This is a genomic window from Nocardia sp. PLKS1-43 (assembly GCF_059510335.1).
The window spans coordinates 138,515-153,033 of record NZ_JCAJZQ010000011.1 but is presented as its reverse complement, the minus strand read 5'-3'; the positions used below and the strand labels follow the sequence as shown (position 1 = coordinate 153,033).

Annotated in this window: 15 protein-coding genes and 1 pseudogene; 9 read left to right on the top strand and 7 right to left on the bottom strand. The window is 68.3% G+C overall.

Annotated elements, in window-relative coordinates:
* Window positions 1-9: 9 nt before the first annotated feature.
* A complete protein-coding gene (locus tag AC5WS7_RS30915; RefSeq protein ID WP_495958236.1) occupies window positions 10-921 on the bottom strand; it encodes a 1,4-dihydroxy-2-naphthoyl-CoA synthase in 912 nt (303 codons plus the stop codon).
* Window positions 922-1,022: 101 nt separating this feature from the next.
* On the opposite strand from AC5WS7_RS30915, the gene AC5WS7_RS30910 reads away from it, so the two are divergent.
* From AC5WS7_RS30910 to AC5WS7_RS30890, 5 genes and pseudogenes are all read left to right on the top strand, one after another.
* On the top strand, window positions 1,023-1,418 hold the full coding sequence (locus AC5WS7_RS30910; protein ID WP_495958124.1) for a VOC family protein: 396 nt from the start codon (window positions 1,023-1,025) through the stop codon (window positions 1,416-1,418).
* Window positions 1,419-1,541: 123 nt separating this feature from the next.
* Window positions 1,542-2,270, top strand: a pseudogene (locus tag AC5WS7_RS30905) (inorganic phosphate transporter); the annotation flags it as partial.
* A gap of 65 nt (window positions 2,271-2,335) precedes the next feature.
* The gene (gene menE, locus AC5WS7_RS30900; protein ID WP_495958123.1) at window positions 2,336-3,526 is read left to right on the top strand and encodes an o-succinylbenzoate--CoA ligase; all 1,191 of its coding nucleotides are present in this window, start codon (window positions 2,336-2,338) and stop codon (window positions 3,524-3,526) included.
* 153 nt (window positions 3,527-3,679) lie between these two features.
* On the top strand, window positions 3,680-4,696 hold the full coding sequence (locus AC5WS7_RS30895) for an ATP-binding cassette domain-containing protein (protein ID WP_495958122.1): 1,017 nt from the start codon (window positions 3,680-3,682) through the stop codon (window positions 4,694-4,696).
* The gene (locus tag AC5WS7_RS30890) at window positions 4,693-5,535 is read left to right on the top strand and encodes an ABC transporter permease (RefSeq protein WP_495958121.1); all 843 of its coding nucleotides are present in this window, start codon (window positions 4,693-4,695) and stop codon (window positions 5,533-5,535) included. Before AC5WS7_RS30895 ends, AC5WS7_RS30890 begins: the two co-directional genes overlap by 4 nt.
* Window positions 5,536-5,611: 76 nt before the next feature.
* Here AC5WS7_RS30890 and AC5WS7_RS30885 read toward each other — a convergent pair whose 3' ends face one another.
* The gene (locus tag AC5WS7_RS30885) at window positions 5,612-8,917 is read right to left on the bottom strand and encodes an AfsR/SARP family transcriptional regulator (RefSeq protein ID WP_495958120.1); all 3,306 of its coding nucleotides are present in this window, start codon (window positions 8,915-8,917) and stop codon (window positions 5,612-5,614) included.
* Window positions 8,918-9,201: 284 nt separating this feature from the next.
* Between AC5WS7_RS30885 and AC5WS7_RS30880 the strand changes: the two genes are divergently transcribed.
* On the top strand, window positions 9,202-10,071 hold the full coding sequence (locus AC5WS7_RS30880; protein ID WP_495958119.1) for a 1,4-dihydroxy-2-naphthoate polyprenyltransferase: 870 nt from the start codon (window positions 9,202-9,204) through the stop codon (window positions 10,069-10,071).
* A 17-nt stretch (window positions 10,072-10,088) separates the two neighbouring features.
* Here the strand turns inward: AC5WS7_RS30880 and AC5WS7_RS30875 are convergent, their stop codons facing one another.
* The 4 genes from AC5WS7_RS30875 to AC5WS7_RS30860 all read right to left on the bottom strand — a co-directional run bounded on the left by AC5WS7_RS30875 (window position 10,089) and on the right by AC5WS7_RS30860 (window position 11,833).
* Window positions 10,089-10,478 carry a phage holin family protein gene (locus AC5WS7_RS30875; RefSeq protein WP_495958118.1) on the bottom strand — a complete coding sequence of 130 codons (390 nt, stop codon included), beginning with the start codon at window positions 10,476-10,478 and terminating at the stop codon, window positions 10,089-10,091.
* A 64-nt stretch (window positions 10,479-10,542) separates the two neighbouring features.
* Complete coding sequence (locus tag AC5WS7_RS30870; protein WP_495958117.1) at window positions 10,543-11,133, bottom strand: Clp protease N-terminal domain-containing protein; 591 nt, start codon at window positions 11,131-11,133, stop codon at window positions 10,543-10,545.
* Window positions 11,133-11,354 (bottom strand): helix-turn-helix domain-containing protein, encoded by a 222-nt coding sequence (locus AC5WS7_RS30865; RefSeq protein WP_495958116.1) that lies wholly within the window; start codon window positions 11,352-11,354, stop codon window positions 11,133-11,135. Before AC5WS7_RS30865 ends, AC5WS7_RS30870 begins: the two co-directional genes overlap by 1 nt.
* A gap of 146 nt (window positions 11,355-11,500) precedes the next feature.
* Window positions 11,501-11,833, bottom strand: a complete 333-nt coding sequence (locus AC5WS7_RS30860; protein WP_495958115.1) for a DUF4229 domain-containing protein — start codon at window positions 11,831-11,833, stop codon at window positions 11,501-11,503.
* 234 nt (window positions 11,834-12,067) lie between these two features.
* Here AC5WS7_RS30860 and AC5WS7_RS30855 point away from each other — a divergent pair, with 234 nt between their 5' ends.
* Both AC5WS7_RS30855 and AC5WS7_RS30850 read left to right on the top strand, forming a co-directional pair.
* Complete coding sequence (locus AC5WS7_RS30855; protein WP_040828156.1) at window positions 12,068-12,301, top strand: BldC family transcriptional regulator; 234 nt, start codon at window positions 12,068-12,070, stop codon at window positions 12,299-12,301.
* 69 nt (window positions 12,302-12,370) lie between these two features.
* Window positions 12,371-12,574 (top strand): hypothetical protein, encoded by a 204-nt coding sequence (locus tag AC5WS7_RS30850; protein ID WP_495958235.1) that lies wholly within the window; start codon window positions 12,371-12,373, stop codon window positions 12,572-12,574.
* On the opposite strand, the gene dapA is transcribed toward AC5WS7_RS30850, so the two are convergent.
* Window positions 12,538-13,500, bottom strand: a complete 963-nt coding sequence (dapA, locus tag AC5WS7_RS30845; protein WP_495958114.1) for a 4-hydroxy-tetrahydrodipicolinate synthase — start codon at window positions 13,498-13,500, stop codon at window positions 12,538-12,540. The genes AC5WS7_RS30850 and dapA overlap by 37 nt on opposite strands.
* A 70-nt stretch (window positions 13,501-13,570) precedes the next feature.
* Here dapA and AC5WS7_RS30840 point away from each other — a divergent pair, with 70 nt between their 5' ends.
* Window positions 13,571-14,497: a LysR family transcriptional regulator gene (locus tag AC5WS7_RS30840; protein WP_495958113.1), complete on the top strand. Its 927-nt coding sequence runs from the start codon at window positions 13,571-13,573 to the stop codon at window positions 14,495-14,497.
* The last annotated feature ends 22 nt before the right edge of the window (window positions 14,498-14,519 follow it).

The following is a 14,519-nucleotide window of genomic DNA, read 5'->3' as shown; positions in this document are numbered from 1 at the left end:
ACTGGGATTTCAGAAGTACCAGGGATACGGCGACCAGTCGGGTGCGCGCTTCTCCAGGAACGCGTCACGGCCCTCGACGGCCTCGTCGGTCATGTATCCCAGGCGGGTTGCCTCACCGGCGAACAATTGCTGACCGACCAGCCCGTCATCGGTCAGATTGAACGCGTACTTCAACATCCGCTGGGCCTGCGGCGACTTGCCGAGAATCCGCGCGGTCCACTCCAGTGCCTCGTCCTCGAGCCGATCGTGGTCGACCACCGCGTTGACCGCACCCATGTGGTGCATCTCCTCCGCGGTGTACGCACGGCCGAGGAAGAAGATCTCCCGCGCGAACTTCTGCCCCACCATCTTCGCCAGATACGCACTGCCGTACCCGGCGTCGAAACTGCCCACATCCGCGTCGGTCTGCTTGAACCGGGCGTGCTCGCGGCTGGCCAGGGTCAGATCGCACACCACGTGCAGACTGTGCCCGCCGCCCGCGGCCCATCCGTTCACCAGCGCGATGACCACCTTGGGCATGAACCGGATCAGCCGCTGCACCTCCAGGATGTGCAACCGCCCGGCCCGGGCCTTGTCCACGGTCTCCGCGGTCTCCCCCGACGCGTACTGATATCCGCTACGTCCCCGGATCCGCTGATCTCCGCCCGAACAGAACGCCCAGCCACCGTCCTTGGGGCTCGGCCCGTTGCCGGTCAGCAGCACCGCGCCCACGTCCGAGGTCATTCGCGCGTGGTCCAGCGCCCGATACAGCTCGTCCACGGTGTGCGGCCGAAACGCGTTGCGCACCTCGGGCCGGTCGAACGCCACCCGCACGGTCCCCTGCTCGATATGCCGGTGATACGTGATGTCGGTCAGATCCTCGAACCCCTCCACGGGCTCCCACAGCTTCGCATTGAACACATCGCCATCTTGCCCCCGCATCACCGCGCCGCGGCCCGCACCCGCCGACACGCCTCGCGGATCGCTGCCGGGCGAGGGCGAAAGGCGGTTCGCGCCGGGCAACTCGCCCCTACGCTTCAAGAGTGGACATACTGAGCAGTCGCGTCATTCTGCGGCCGGTGGATTACGAGCGAACCGTACGGTTCTATCGGGACGGGCTGGAGTTGGCGGTCGCGCGGGAGTATCCGGGCGGGACGGTGTTCTTCGCGGGACAGTCGTTGATCGAGGTGGCCGGCCACGCACGCGCCGCCGATGCGCGCACCGGATTCGCCGGTGCGCTGTGGTTGCAGGTGCGCGACGCGAAGGAGACGGCGGCCGCACTGGCCGGGCGAGGCGTCGCGCTCGACCGCGAACCGGTGCGGGAACCGTGGGGCCTGATCGAGATGTGGTTGCACGATCCGGACGACGTGCCGATCGTGCTGGTCGAGGTGCCGGCGGACCATCCACTGCGGCGGGACACGCGGCCGCAGAAGGACTGAATGGCAGCTAATTATTGGCAATCAGCGCTGGACGTCGACTCGAAGAATCTCGGCCGAACAGACCCGATGGTCGGTTCCGATCGCCGTAGCGCACGTTGGGGTGGTGAATCGCGGATTCCGCTGGGTCAGATCGGTTCGGCGTCACTGGTGTCACTCGCCCACGGCACCAACGACGCGCAGAAGACGATGGGCATCATCTTTCTCGCCCTGATCGCCTACGGCTCGCGCACGCCGTCGGATTCGCTGCCGCTGTGGGTCATCGTCGCGTGCGCGGTGGCCATCTCGGCCGGAACCGCCCTGGGCGGCTGGCGAATCATCCGCACCCTGGGCAAAGGTCTGGTCGACATCAGCCCGCCCCAGGGTCTGGCCGCGGAATCGACCAGTGCGGCGATCATCCTCACCTCCGCGCACTTCGGGCTGCCGCTGTCGACGACGCAGACCGTCACCGGCGCGATCCTGGGTACCGGACTGGGCCGTCCGGAGGCCGAGGTGCGCTGGAACGTCCTGGGCCGCATGGTGGTGGCCTGGTTGTCCACCCTGCCGCTGGCCGGGGTGGCGGGGGCGACCTGCTGGGCGCTGGCCCAGGTCATCGGCGGTCTGCCCGGCGTGGCGGTGGTGTTCGCGCTGCTGGTGTTGCTGTCGGGATACATGTATCCGCGTTCGCGCCGTGATCCGGTGCACGCGCGCAACGTCAACGACCGTTGGATCGCCCCGCACGAGATCGGGGACGCGATCGGCCGAGTTGCCAAAGAGCTGCCGGGCGAGGACGATAACGCACGAGTGACCTCCCGGCTCGAAGCCGGCGGCTGGCCACTGGCGACACCGACGTCGGACTGCCCCCTCGACCCCTGAGTTAACCGAAGGGAGGCGGGGACCCCTGACCGGGTCGTCGGCCCCGACATGACACCATCGCGAACGTGAGCACTCTGCGGACCCTCCCCATGCCTACCGGAGCCGCGGTCGGCGATGTCCTGCCGCATCTGCGCGACGCCCTGGCGGGCAGCGGTCCGGCATGGCTGCCCGTACCGGGCGGCGACCGGCGGGAGACCACCCGGCTGTCCAGCGCCCTGAGCCCGGGCGAACCGATCGATGACGACGTCGCCCTGGTGGTGACCACGTCCGGCACCACCGGCGTGCCCAAGGGCGCCATGCTCACCGCCTCGGCGCTGCGCGCGAGCGGCGAAGCCACGCACGAACGTCTGGGCGGACCGGGCCAGTGGCTGCTGGCGCTGCCCACCCATCACATCGCCGGACTGCAGGTGCTGATGCGCGGCATCCAGGCCGGCACCGAACCCGCTGTCCTGGACGTCTCGGACGGATTCCTGCCCGGCGGTCTGGCCAGCGCCATCGCCGGGATGACCGGCGAGCGCCGCTACACATCCCTGGTCCCGACGCAGCTGATCAAGGCCCTGGACGATCCGGCGTGCGCGGCGGCCCTGGCCACCCTGGACGCTGTTCTGGTCGGCGGCGCGGCGACCCCGCGTCCGGTGCTCGAACGAGCCCGGGCCGCCGGAATCACCGTCGTGCGCACCTACGGTTCGAGTGAGACCTGCGGCGGCTGCGTCTACGACGGGGTTCCGCTGACCGGGATGAACGTGCGCATCCAGGACGGTCGGGTACTGCTGGGCGGCGCGATGCTCGCCAAGGGGTATCGCGGTATCCCGGACCATCCCGCCTTCGCCGAACCGGGCTGGTTCCGCACCGACGACGCCGGCACGTTCACCGACGGCGTGCTCACCATCACCGGACGCCTGGACGAGGCCATCACCACCGGCGGCCTGCTGGTCATTCCGCAGGTCGTGGAGGCCGTACTGGCGCACCATCCGGCCATCGCCGAATGTGTGATCCTGGGCCTTCCGGACGAGCGCCTCGGCCAGCGAGTGGCCGTGGCGGTGGTTCCGGTGCCGGGCGCGGCCCCGACGCTCGAGGAGATCCGCGATTTCGTGATCGCCGAACTCGATGCCACGGCCGCGCCGCGCGAGCTGGCGCTGCTGGAAGAGATCCCGATGCGCGGACCGGGCAAACCCGACCGCGCGGCACTGCGCGAACGACTGCTCAGCACTGATATTCGGCCTCCGCTTCGCTCCGGCGGAGTCGGGGCCCCCTGAGGGCCGATTCCGCCCTTCTCCGCTTCGCCCCCGCTCCGTCAGTCCAGAATCGACCCGGGCCCCGACTCTCGAGGTCGGCGTTATCGCCGCAACGTGGCGCTCACGCAATATGCACGCAAGGGGTATGCAAGACCGGCCCCGCACAGTGGTGCCATGACTTCCTACGCACCTGCTGATGCACTCGCTATCGAGGCGGACGGGCTGGTCAAGGTCTTCGGGGAACAGCGGGCCGTCGACGGCGTGAGCCTGGCGGTGCCGCAGGGCGCCGTGTACGGCGTGCTCGGACCCAACGGAGCCGGTAAGACCACCACCATCCGCATGCTCGCCACCCTGCTGCGCCCGGACGGGGGCAGCGCCCGGATCTTCGGCCACGACGTCGTCGCCGAGCCCACCGCGGTCCGCTCACTGATCGGCGTCACCGGGCAGTACGCTTCGGTGGACGAAAAGCTCAGTGCCACAGAGAATTTGATCATCTTCTCCCGGCTGCTGGGGCTGAGCCGGTCCGAGGCGCGACGTCGTTCGGCCGATCTGCTCGAGGAATTCGGGCTGACCGACGCCGCGACCAAACCGCTGGAGAACTTCTCCGGCGGTATGCGGCGGCGGCTCGATCTGGCCGCGAGTCTGATCTCGACCCCGCCGCTGCTGTTCCTGGACGAGCCCACCACCGGCCTGGATCCGCGCACCCGCGCGCAGATGTGGGAGACCATCCGGCGGCTGGTCCGCGAGGGCGCGACGGTGCTGCTGACCACCCAATACCTGGACGAGGCCGATCAGCTCGCCGACCGGATCGCGGTCATCGACCACGGCCGATTGATCGCCGACGGCACCTCCGACGAGCTGAAGGCGTCGGTCGGTCTGTCCACACTGCAATTGACCCTGTCCGATCGTGCACTGCTCACCAGGGCGGGCGAGCTGATCGACGAGTTCCTCACCCGCTCCAGCGGCAAGCCGGTCGAAACCGCCGTCAGCCCGGAAGCCGGACGGATCACCACCCCGCTGCACGATGCGAGCATCACCGCAGACCTGTTGATCTGGCTGCGGGACAACGATATTCGCGTCGAGGAGATCAACGTCAGCAAGCCGAGCCTGGACGAGGTGTTCTTCGCGCTCACCGGGCACGGCGCCGAATCCGATACCACCGAAACCGATTCCGAGAGGAGCGCGGCGTGACCACCACTGTCGCTTCCCCCGCGGTCGGCGGGCGCGCGGCCCGTGCCGCCATACCCGCCGTCAGCAACCACATTCCGATCCGTCAGGCGGTGGCGAATTCGCTCACCATGGCCTACCGCGGAATCCTGAAGATCAAGCACAACCCCGAGCAGTTGTTCGACGTGACGCTGCAACCGATCATCTTCACGCTGATGTTCACCTACATCTTCGGCGGGGCGATCTCCGGTGACGTGCATTCCTACCTGCCGGTCATCATCCCCGGCATCCTGGTGCAGACGGTGATCACCACCTCGATCGTCACCGGCACCCAGCTGCGCGAGGACATGGACAAGGGCGTATTCGACCGGTTCAAGTCACTGCCGATCGCACGGATCGCGGCCCTGGCCGGCGCGCTGACCGCCGATATGGTCCGCTACGGCATCGCCACCGTGCTCACCATCGTGATGGGCCTGATCATGGGTTACCGGCCCGGCGGCGGCGTACTCGGGGTCGTCACCGCGGCCGTGGTGATCGTCGCCTGCTCGTTCGCGGTCAGCTGGATTTTCGCCCTGATGGGCGTGCTGATGAACAGCGCCTCGTCGGTGCAGGGCGTGTCGATGCTGATTCTGTTCCCGCTGACGTTCATGTCCAGCGCGTTCGTCCCGGTCAAGACCATGCCGGGCTGGTTGCAGGGCTTCGTGAACGTCAACCCGGTCACCCATCTGGTGTACGCCTGCCGGGAACTGATGAACAACGGCAACTTCACCAGTCCGCATCTGGCCTGGTCGCTGCTCGGCGCGGTGGTCGTGGTGCTGGTCTTCGCGCCACTGACAGTGCGGATGTACATGCGCAAAGCGTGATGACTCCCCGAATAACCGCCCGCCGGAAGGGCTTTGCTCCTTCCGGCGGGCGATCGCGGGTCTGCCGAGCGGTATTTCAGCAGACCTTGCCCGAAACCTCTTCCAGCAGAGCCAGGATGCGCCGGGCGGCCGTACGGCGTCCCATCCGCGCGGCGCGGCCGGCCGGTTCGGCCATCAGGTCCGGTGCGGTCGCCGCGGCGTGGTGAGCCAGGTGCCGGTCGATGCGCATACTGGGAGTGTCCTGGCGGGCCATCGCCTTCGGGGCGAGGGCGATCAGTTCTCGCGCGGTGTCCGGAAAACGTTGTACAGCAAGCAGATACGAGCCGATCGCCAACGCGACCGAGCCGATCTGCGGAATATCGATGTAGTGGCCCAGATGTTCGCGGCCGTTGTCGATCAATTCCTGTGCCAGGGTGGGCACCGCGTCCAGGGCGTCGTACAGCACGTGCGCGTCCAGTACTCCGGCGGCAACGGCGATCGCGCCCGGACCGCCCCGCATGGGCATGTCCGGCCAGCCGTGCATCTCCAGCACACTGCGCGAGCGCCGCAGCCCGGCCTCCCGATCACCCTGTGCCAGAGCGAGTTCGGACCAACCGACCTGAACGGTCGCCCGGCGATGATTCGGGCGCGGGACCGGATCGTCGGGGCCCGCACCACCCTCGACGAATCCGGCCGCCATCTCCAGCTCCCACCGGGCCCGTTCCAGATCGCCCGTACCGACCAGCACGACGGCGAGGTAACTGGCTATCTCGGCGACCTCGTCGAACGAGTGCAACTGCCGCAGCGCCTCGACCGAACGCCGGTAGTTCACCGCCGCCTCGCCGTATCGCGCGGTCTGCGACATCAACTGGGCCAGATGCTGATACAGCATCGCCGAGCCCCACACGTCACCGGGAGACAGATCCCGCAGGGCGCCCTGGGCATCCCGCATCGACCCGGTCACGTCACCGGCGTTCTCTCGCACGTTCGCGCGCAACAACCGTGCTGCCCAACGAATCTCGCGGTCCGTGGAGCGCACGCCCATGGTGAGCCGGCGCGCCACGCGGACCGCGGTCGGGCGCTCGCAGATCAGCTCCGCGATGAAGCGGGCGCTCGGCGACACCACCGCGGCCGGGGATCGCAGCAAGCGCCGCAACCGGATTCGCAGCAACGCCGCATCGCGCAGCCGGGTATCGCCGAACACCAGGTGCATCCCCACCAGCGCATGCGCGATCACCTGCAGATCATCGGCCGTCGTTCCGGCGGCGGGAGGCGGCGGAACGGCCAGCACCCGGGCCGACCAGCCCGTGAATTCCCCGTGCGCCCCGCGCATCACCCACAGCATGCCGGGCAGCGGGAACACCGTGTAGACGGTCGCCGCGTCGCCGATTTCGCCGGCGTGGCGCAGCACCGCGAGCAGGTTGTCCAGTTCGGTGCTCACCCGCCCCACCATCCGAACCTGCTGCTCGGCGGCGTAATTCGTCAGCACCGCGCTCGCGAATTCCCTGGCCCACTCGGACATCCGGTCCATCACCGGATCGGCTTCACCGGCGATGCCCAACTGCTCCTCGCCGAATTCCCGGACGGTTTCGAGCATTCGGTAGCGGATCCCGCCGCCCTCGTCGTCCAGCACCGACAGCAGCGACTGACTCACCAGACCGTCCACGGCGGCGGCGATATCGCCGATTTCGGGCCCGGCGGCGACGATCTCCGCCGCGCCGAAGGTGAATCCGGCCGGGAACCGGCACAGCCGCCGCAGCGCGATCCGCTGCGGCTCGTCGAGCAGATTCCAGCTCCACTCGATCACCGCGTGCAGCGTGCGATGACGTTGCGGCGAGGTGCGATCTCCGCTGCGCAACAAGGTGAATCGGTGTTCCAGGCGCGCGTCGATCTCCTCGACGCTCATGGTGCGCACCCGCGCCGCGGCCAGTTCGATCGCCAGCGGCAGCCCGTCGAGCGTGCGGCACAGCCGCGCGACCACCTCCGGGGCAAGTCGCACCGACGGCCGGACCGCCCGCGCGCGGGTGGCGAACAGTTCGGTGGCCGGTGAGCCGTGCGCGTCGATCGCCAAGGGCGGCAACGGATATACCGTCTCCGCGGTGATCTCCAGTGGCGCGCGGCTGGTGGTGAGCACGGTGAGCCGGTCACAGGCGCCGACCAGGTCGGCGACCACCTCGGCGACGGCGTCGATGAGATGTTCGCAATTGTCCAGGATCAGCAGCATCGGCCGCGCTGCGACCGCGTCCCGAAGACGCCGGCGGGCATCGACCTTGCGACCCGGCAACAGGCCCGATGCGTCCCGGGCCGCCTCTGCCACGCCGAGCGCCGCGCTGATCGCGGCCTCCACCTCGGCGCGCGCCTCCTCGGGCGTGGCCCGCACCGAGGCCAGCTCGATCAGCGCCACCGGCAGGACCGCGGTCATCCGCAGGCCCAATTCGTTCGCCACCCTGGTTTTTCCGGTGCCGCCCGGACCGAGCACGGTCGTCACCCGCGACGCGCCGAGCAGATCCTGCAGCGCGCCCAGATCCACCGTGCGGCCCAGCAGTTGATTCGGCGCGGCACGCAACCCGATCGCCGTGCCGTGCGGGCCGTAATTCTCTTGTGCGACACCGGGTTCGACGTTCGGCACGGGTTCGGTCCGAAGCGCGGGCGAGTGCTGGGTTCCGGTCATCGGCTCACCGCGCAGGATCGCCGCGTTCAGCTCGACCAGCGCCGGCCCCGGATCCGCGCCGAGTTCGTCCACCAGGCCCGCCCGCAGGGTTGCGAAGACCTCCAGCGCCTCGTTGGCCCGTCCGGCCGCGGCGAGCAGCCGCATCAGCGTGCCGTGCGCGGGTTCGTCCAGCGGCCGCGCCGCGGCGATCCGCCGGGAGATCCGCACCGCGCCGTCCAGATCCCCGGAGGCCTCCCGCGAGGCGAGTTCCAGCCCGTCCAGGGCGTGCCAGCGGGTCGCGGCCAGTTCGGCCAGTTCGTCGGCGACGGGTCCGGGCGGCAGATCCGCACCCGGCTCACCGCGCCACAGCCCGCGGGCGCGCGCGACCAGATCGAGGCAGTGGTCGTCTCTGCCGGCGGCGTGCATCTCCCGGGCCTGCCGTTCGAGACGGCGGGCCAGGGTCAGATCGACCTGCTCCTCGCCGAGGGCCAGCCGATAACCCGCCGGACCGACCTCGAGCGCGCCGTCCGGCAGCGCCGAACGCAACCGGGAGATCTGAGTGTGCAGGGCGTTCATCGGGGCGCGCGGCGGCTGCTCACCCCAGACGTCCCCGATCAGCCCCTGCGCGCTGCGGCTGCGGCCCGGATGCAGGGCAAGCGCGGCCAGCAGCAGCCTGGCGCGAGCGCCGGGCACCGCGGCCAGGCCGGAATCGGCGCGGCACAGGGCAATCTCACCCAGGACCGATACTCGCACCGAGGCGCCCCCGGGTAGCCCGCCGGCCCGGTCTCGACCCGATCGGGTGTTCGTCGTCCCGGCGCCCGCGGGGCCACTCTGATCAGGAATCATGCCGTTCACCATCGTATGTGAGCGGTCCACCGGTTATTCGGCTCACAGCGCCGGGACCACCCCCAAGCAGCATGCGCCGCGAACTTCGCCATCATACTCCGATATATCGAAATAACGCTACCGATAGGGACGCCATTGCCATCCCACCCGTGGTCCGTCATCGGCACCGCGATGCGCATAGGCTTCGACCCATGGCTAGTGCAGCACAGTGGCTCGAAGGAGCGCGACCGCGAACCCTCCCCAACGCGATCGCCCCGGTCCTGGTCGGCACGGGTGCGGCCGCATCCCTGGATGCGGCGGTCTGGTGGAAGGCCCTGCTGGCCCTGGTGGTCTCGCTGGCCCTGATCATCGGCGTGAACTACGCCAACGACTACTCCGACGGCATCCGCGGCACCGACGACGAGCGGGTCGGGCCGCTGCGCCTGGTCGGCTCGGGCGTGGCCACGCCGGGCGCGGTGCGCGCGGCGGCGATCGCGAGCCTGAGCGTCGGAGCGGTCGTCGGACTGGTGCTGGTGTTCACCACCGCGTGGTGGCTGCTGTTGATCGGCGCGGGCTGCCTGGCCGGAGCCTGGTTCTACACCGGCGGCCGGAAACCGTACGGCTACAGCGGTTTCGGCGAGATCGCGGTATTCGTCTTCTTCGGTCTGGTCGCGGTGCTCGGCACCCAATTCGTACAGGCGCACCGGATCGACTGGGCCGGTGCGGTCGGCGCGGTCGCCGTCGGCGCGTTCTCCAGCGCGGTACTGGTCACCAACAATCTGCGCGACATCCCCACCGATTCGGTGACCGGTAAGACGACACTCGCCGTCCGGCTGGGCGACACCCGCACCCGCACATTGCACCTGGTGCTGATGGTGGTGCCGTTCATCGCCTCGCTGGCGCTGGCCGCGCGCACCCCGTGGACCCTGCTGGGCCTGTTGGCCGTGCCGCTCGCGGTGCGCTCCAACAACCCGGTGCGCGGCGGCGAGCAGGGCCCGGGGCTCATTCCCTCGCTGCGCGATACGGGCCTGGCGATGCTGCTGTGGTCGATCCTGACGGGAATCGCGCTCGCAGTCGGCTGACAGCGGCGGCCCGCAGCTCAGTCCCGCCCGCCCTCGGGCACGAAGATGCCCAGCACCCAGTTGACCACCGTGATGATGATGGCCCCGACCACCGCCGCGAAGACGCCGTGCACGCGCAGACCGTAATCGGTGGTGGCGGTGATCGCGGCGGTCAGCCACAGCATCAGGGCGTTGATGATCAGCAGGAACAGACCGAGGGTGATGATCACCAGCGGCAGGGACAGCAGTTTGACGATCGGCTTGACCAGCGCGTTCACCAATCCGAAGATGACCGCGACGATCAGCACCACGATCACCTTGCCGGTGGTGCCCTTGTCTGCGGGGCTGATCAGCTGAATATTGCTCACCAGGGCGGACGCGACCCAGATCGCGATGGCGTTGATGATCAGGCGTAGCAAGAGGGCCATGGCGCCATGCTAACCGGCACGACGCCCGGCCACCGGGTGCGCGAAACAATCGGGCCCCCTCGGCTCAGGCGACCCGATCCAGCAGATCGTGTACCGCGCGGCGCACCGCCTCGGTTCCCTGGTCACCCCCGAGCAATTCGACGGTGCGCGGGTTGGGCGCACGCAGCACCCCGAGCAGAATATGCGCGGCCTCGATTCGGTTGTCGCTGCGGGCGATTGCCTCCCGCAACGACAATTCGATCACCTTCTTCGCCTGCTTGGTGAACGGAATGTGCCCGAAATTCGTCCCACCATTTCCACCGAAACCGAAACGCCCACGCGGTTTTTCCGGTACGGCCGCGCGATCGAGCGCATCCGCGCCGAAGGTGGCCTCCAGACTTTCGCGCACGGCGTCCAGATCTATGCCGATGGATCGCAGTGCGGCAGCGTCATCTTCACCCAACGGCTCGGCGGAACGCTTGGCGGACAGCGATTCCCGGATCGTTGCTGCGGTAATTCCACCGTCCGCCAGAACTTTCCGAATTCCGTCGTCGGGACCCGCCGCGAGCCCCAACAGCAGATGTTCGACGTCGATGTTCGGCGCCCGCAGCATGCGCGCCTCCTCCTGCGCGAGTACGACCACATATCGCGCCGCCCTGCCGAATTTCTCGAACATCAGCCGATTCCGCCTCTCCGGTTGTACTTCTGATGGACCGCCTGCCGGCTGACCTCGAGCGCCTCCGCGATCGCCTGCCAGGACCATCCCTGGGCGCGGGCGTTGCCCACCTGGATCGCTTCGAGCCGCTCGAGCAACCGGCGCAACGCCAGAACCGCGCGCAGGCCGACCGTGGGGTCGGGACTGCCCGCGGCGGCCGCCAAGGTTGTCGCTTCACTCATGGACGTCAATTTACGTTGACGCGCCGGGCGCGTCAATAAAAATTGACATCACAGGAAACTCGTTGGAAACTCGTTCACCGATAGCGAAATATGGCGAGGGTGCGCGGCCCGGACGCCGCGTTCGAGGGAGCCGGCGTGAGCGGGTGCTACTCGCCGCGCATGCGGGCGCGCAGCTGCGCCTTGTCGGTGCGGCGACGCTCGTCGACCGCGGCGATATCCTGGTTCACCCGCGAGCGCAGCCGCTTGAACAGCAGCAGCGACAGCGGCATGGCGACGATCAACGCGAACAGCAGCGCGACGATCACCGGAATATCGACCCGCACCGCGTGCGCCACCAGCACGATGACGGCGGCGATGATCGCGACCAGCGCCAATCGGGCCACGGTGTACAGCGCCAGATTGCGCGCCAGCCGCCGCCCCGGCGACCCGGAGACCCCACCGGCGGGCGCGTCGTCCGACCGGGATGCTGCATCACTCACGCCCCCCAGCCTAGGCGACGCGCCCGAACCCGCTCGATCGGCCACGGCTCACCCAGAGCGATCGCTGCGGATTCGCCAGAAGAGTGAAACGTTCCAAACGATAAAGCCGTACGCTTATCCGATTTGTCTATTACTTCCCCTTTACCAACGTTAGATCATTCGAGTACGTGGGGGGTCCGGTGCAACGATGTCGCTATCTGATGAGGGAACTGTCGATTACGGAAAGGTTTGCGAATGACTGCGATCACCGCGGCGAGCCGCACGTTTGGTTCCGTCAACGGCCAGGAGGCCCTCCTGACCCCAGGCCAAGTTGCGGCGTTGTTCCACGTCGATCCGAAGACGGTCACCCGCTGGGCACATGCCGGGCGACTGGGCTCACTGCGCACGCCGGGTGGCCACCGGCGCTTTCGCGAGACCGAGGTGATGCAGTTGCTGAGGTCGCTGACCACTGAGGCTACCCGCGTTTAACCTCATTTCGATGTCCGCGGTGCCGCAGGTACGTTGACGGGATTACCCTCGATACAGGAGGTGAGCGACGTGACGTACCTGTTGGCACTCATCGCAGTGATTGCCGTTGCGATGCTGTGCTGGAAGGCATTCGGACCGCAGCAAACGAACCGTATCGGTGCCGGCCGTGCGGGTTCCCAACGCAAACGCGCCATCGGCCCTGATGACGACCCAGAATTCCTCTGGCGGATCTCACATCAGGGACGCGACGGCGACGCCGGATCGGGCGAGTAGACCTCGCCCGTCCGACTCTTTCCGAGGCATGCCGGGTATCGGTTGATTTTCCCGACCAGATCGTATGCCTCCAGAGCGGCATGCACCGCCGCATCATTCGCCGCGAGCAGCGGCAGTCGCACCGCCGCACTCGGAATTCTGCCCTGTGCCGCCAGAACCGCTTTGAGCACAACGGGATTCGGCTCGGCGAACAATGCCGAGGCCAGGGGTGCGAGACGATTCCCCAGATCACGAGCCTGCTCGATCGCGCCCGCACGCCAGCACCCGATCAGTTTCGAATAGCCCGCCGGGGCGACATTTCCGCATGCCAGGATTGCCCCTTGTGCGCCGAGAGCCAGTAGCGGCGCGGCGAACAGATCGTCACCGGACAGTACGGACACTCGGCCGCGCACGCGGCTCAGGAAGCCGATCGTGGCCTCGTCGATGCCGCCGACAGCGTGTTTGAATCCGGCGACGTTCGGCAGTTCGGCCAGCCTGCACAGTGTTCGCGCGCCGAGCGGGCGGCCGGTGCGCTGCGGAACGTTGTAGACCAGCACGGGAACCGGTGCGGCCGCTGCGATCCGGCGGAAATGTTCCACCACGCCGTCCTCGCAGGGGCGGGTGTAATACGGGACCACCACCAGCGCGGCCAAAACCTCGGCGGGCAGTTCGGCCAGCGCGTTGGCCGAATCCTCGGTCGAATTGGATCCGGCCCCGGCGATCAGCGGGACGCCGCGAGTCCGGCACACATTCGCGCAGATGTCGAGCACCCTGCGGCGCTCGGCATTCGTGAGCGTCGCGGGCTCACCCGTAGTACCGAGTGCGACGAGTCCGGTCGCGCCCTCGTCGAGAACGTGATGGGCCAGTCCCTCCAGCGCGTCGCCGGCGAGTTCGCCCGCCGCGGTGAAGGGCGTGATCAGTGGGACGAACAGGCCGGTGAGTCGCATGAGCCCAGCATCGCGGAATCAATCCGTTACGTCTATTACACATTTCTGCTGGCGAACGTAAGCTGAACTGATGCTCGACGTCCGAAGACTGCGATTACTGCGCGAGTTGGCCCGGCGCGGCACCATCGCCGGGGTGGCCGAGGCGCTGTCCTACACCCCGTCCGCGGTCTCTCAGCAACTGTCCGCACTCGAACGCCAGGCCGGGGTGGCATTGCTCGAACGGACCGGTCGCAGCGTGACTCTCACGCCCGCCGCACAACGTCTGGTCGAACATGCCGACACGGTGCTCGCGGTTCTGGAACAGGCCGCCGCCGAACTGGCCACGGCCCGAACCGAACTCACCGGTACGCTTCGCATCGGCGCGTTCCCGAGCGCGGTGCACGCGATCCTGTCTCCCGCACTGGTCGCCCTCAGCCGCGAACACCCCGGGCTGGAACTGTCCGTCACCGAACTGGATCCGGCCGGAGCCCCCTCGGCCCTGCACGCGCACAGCCTGGACATCGCCCTGGTCCAGGAATACGACTACGTCCCGCGTGAACCCGAAACCGGTTTGGATACCGAGGAATTCCTCACCGAAACCGTCTACCTCGCGGCTCCGGACACCGAACCACTTCCCGCACAACGCAATTCGACCTGGATCGCCGGGACGCCCGGCACGCTCTGCCACGTAATGACCCAACGAGTCTGCCAGGCGGCAGGTTTCACTCCGCGCATCCGCCACCACGCCGACGATTTCGGCACCGTCCTGGCCCTGGTCGCCGCCGGGCAGGGCGTGGCCTTCGTCCCCGAACTGGGCCTCCTGACCGCCCCACCGGCCGTCCACCTCACCCCGCTGCCCACCCGCCGCCGCACCCACCTGGCGTACCGGCGAGGCCACGGCGACCACCCCGTCATCGCCGCCGCACGCACCGCCTTGCACTCTGCCGCAAGAGGTCTGGACAGGATCGGATCGCCCCGCCGAACCGATCTTCTCGCCGCGGGCCGGAGTCGCCGCTGACCGGCACAATGGCCCCTGCACG

Coding starts and splice junctions, on each gene's coding strand:
- AC5WS7_RS30915 (WP_495958236.1), bottom strand. CDS start 921: ATGCGGGGGCAAGATGGCGATGTGTTCAATGCGAAGCTGTGGGAGCCC.
- AC5WS7_RS30895 (WP_495958122.1), top strand. CDS start 3,680: ATGACTTCCTACGCACCTGCTGATGCACTCGCTATCGAGGCGGACGGG.
- AC5WS7_RS30880 (WP_495958119.1), top strand. CDS start 9,202: ATGGCTAGTGCAGCACAGTGGCTCGAAGGAGCGCGACCGCGAACCCTC.
- AC5WS7_RS30875 (WP_495958118.1), bottom strand. CDS start 10,478: ATGGCCCTCTTGCTACGCCTGATCATCAACGCCATCGCGATCTGGGTC.
- AC5WS7_RS30870 (WP_495958117.1), bottom strand. CDS start 11,133: ATGTTCGAGAAATTCGGCAGGGCGGCGCGATATGTGGTCGTACTCGCG.
- AC5WS7_RS30865 (WP_495958116.1), bottom strand. CDS start 11,354: ATGAGTGAAGCGACAACCTTGGCGGCCGCCGCGGGCAGTCCCGACCCC.
- AC5WS7_RS30855 (WP_040828156.1), top strand. CDS start 12,068: ATGACTGCGATCACCGCGGCGAGCCGCACGTTTGGTTCCGTCAACGGC.
- dapA (WP_495958114.1), bottom strand. CDS start 13,500: ATGCGACTCACCGGCCTGTTCGTCCCACTGATCACGCCCTTCACCGCG.
- AC5WS7_RS30840 (WP_495958113.1), top strand. CDS start 13,571: ATGCTCGACGTCCGAAGACTGCGATTACTGCGCGAGTTGGCCCGGCGC.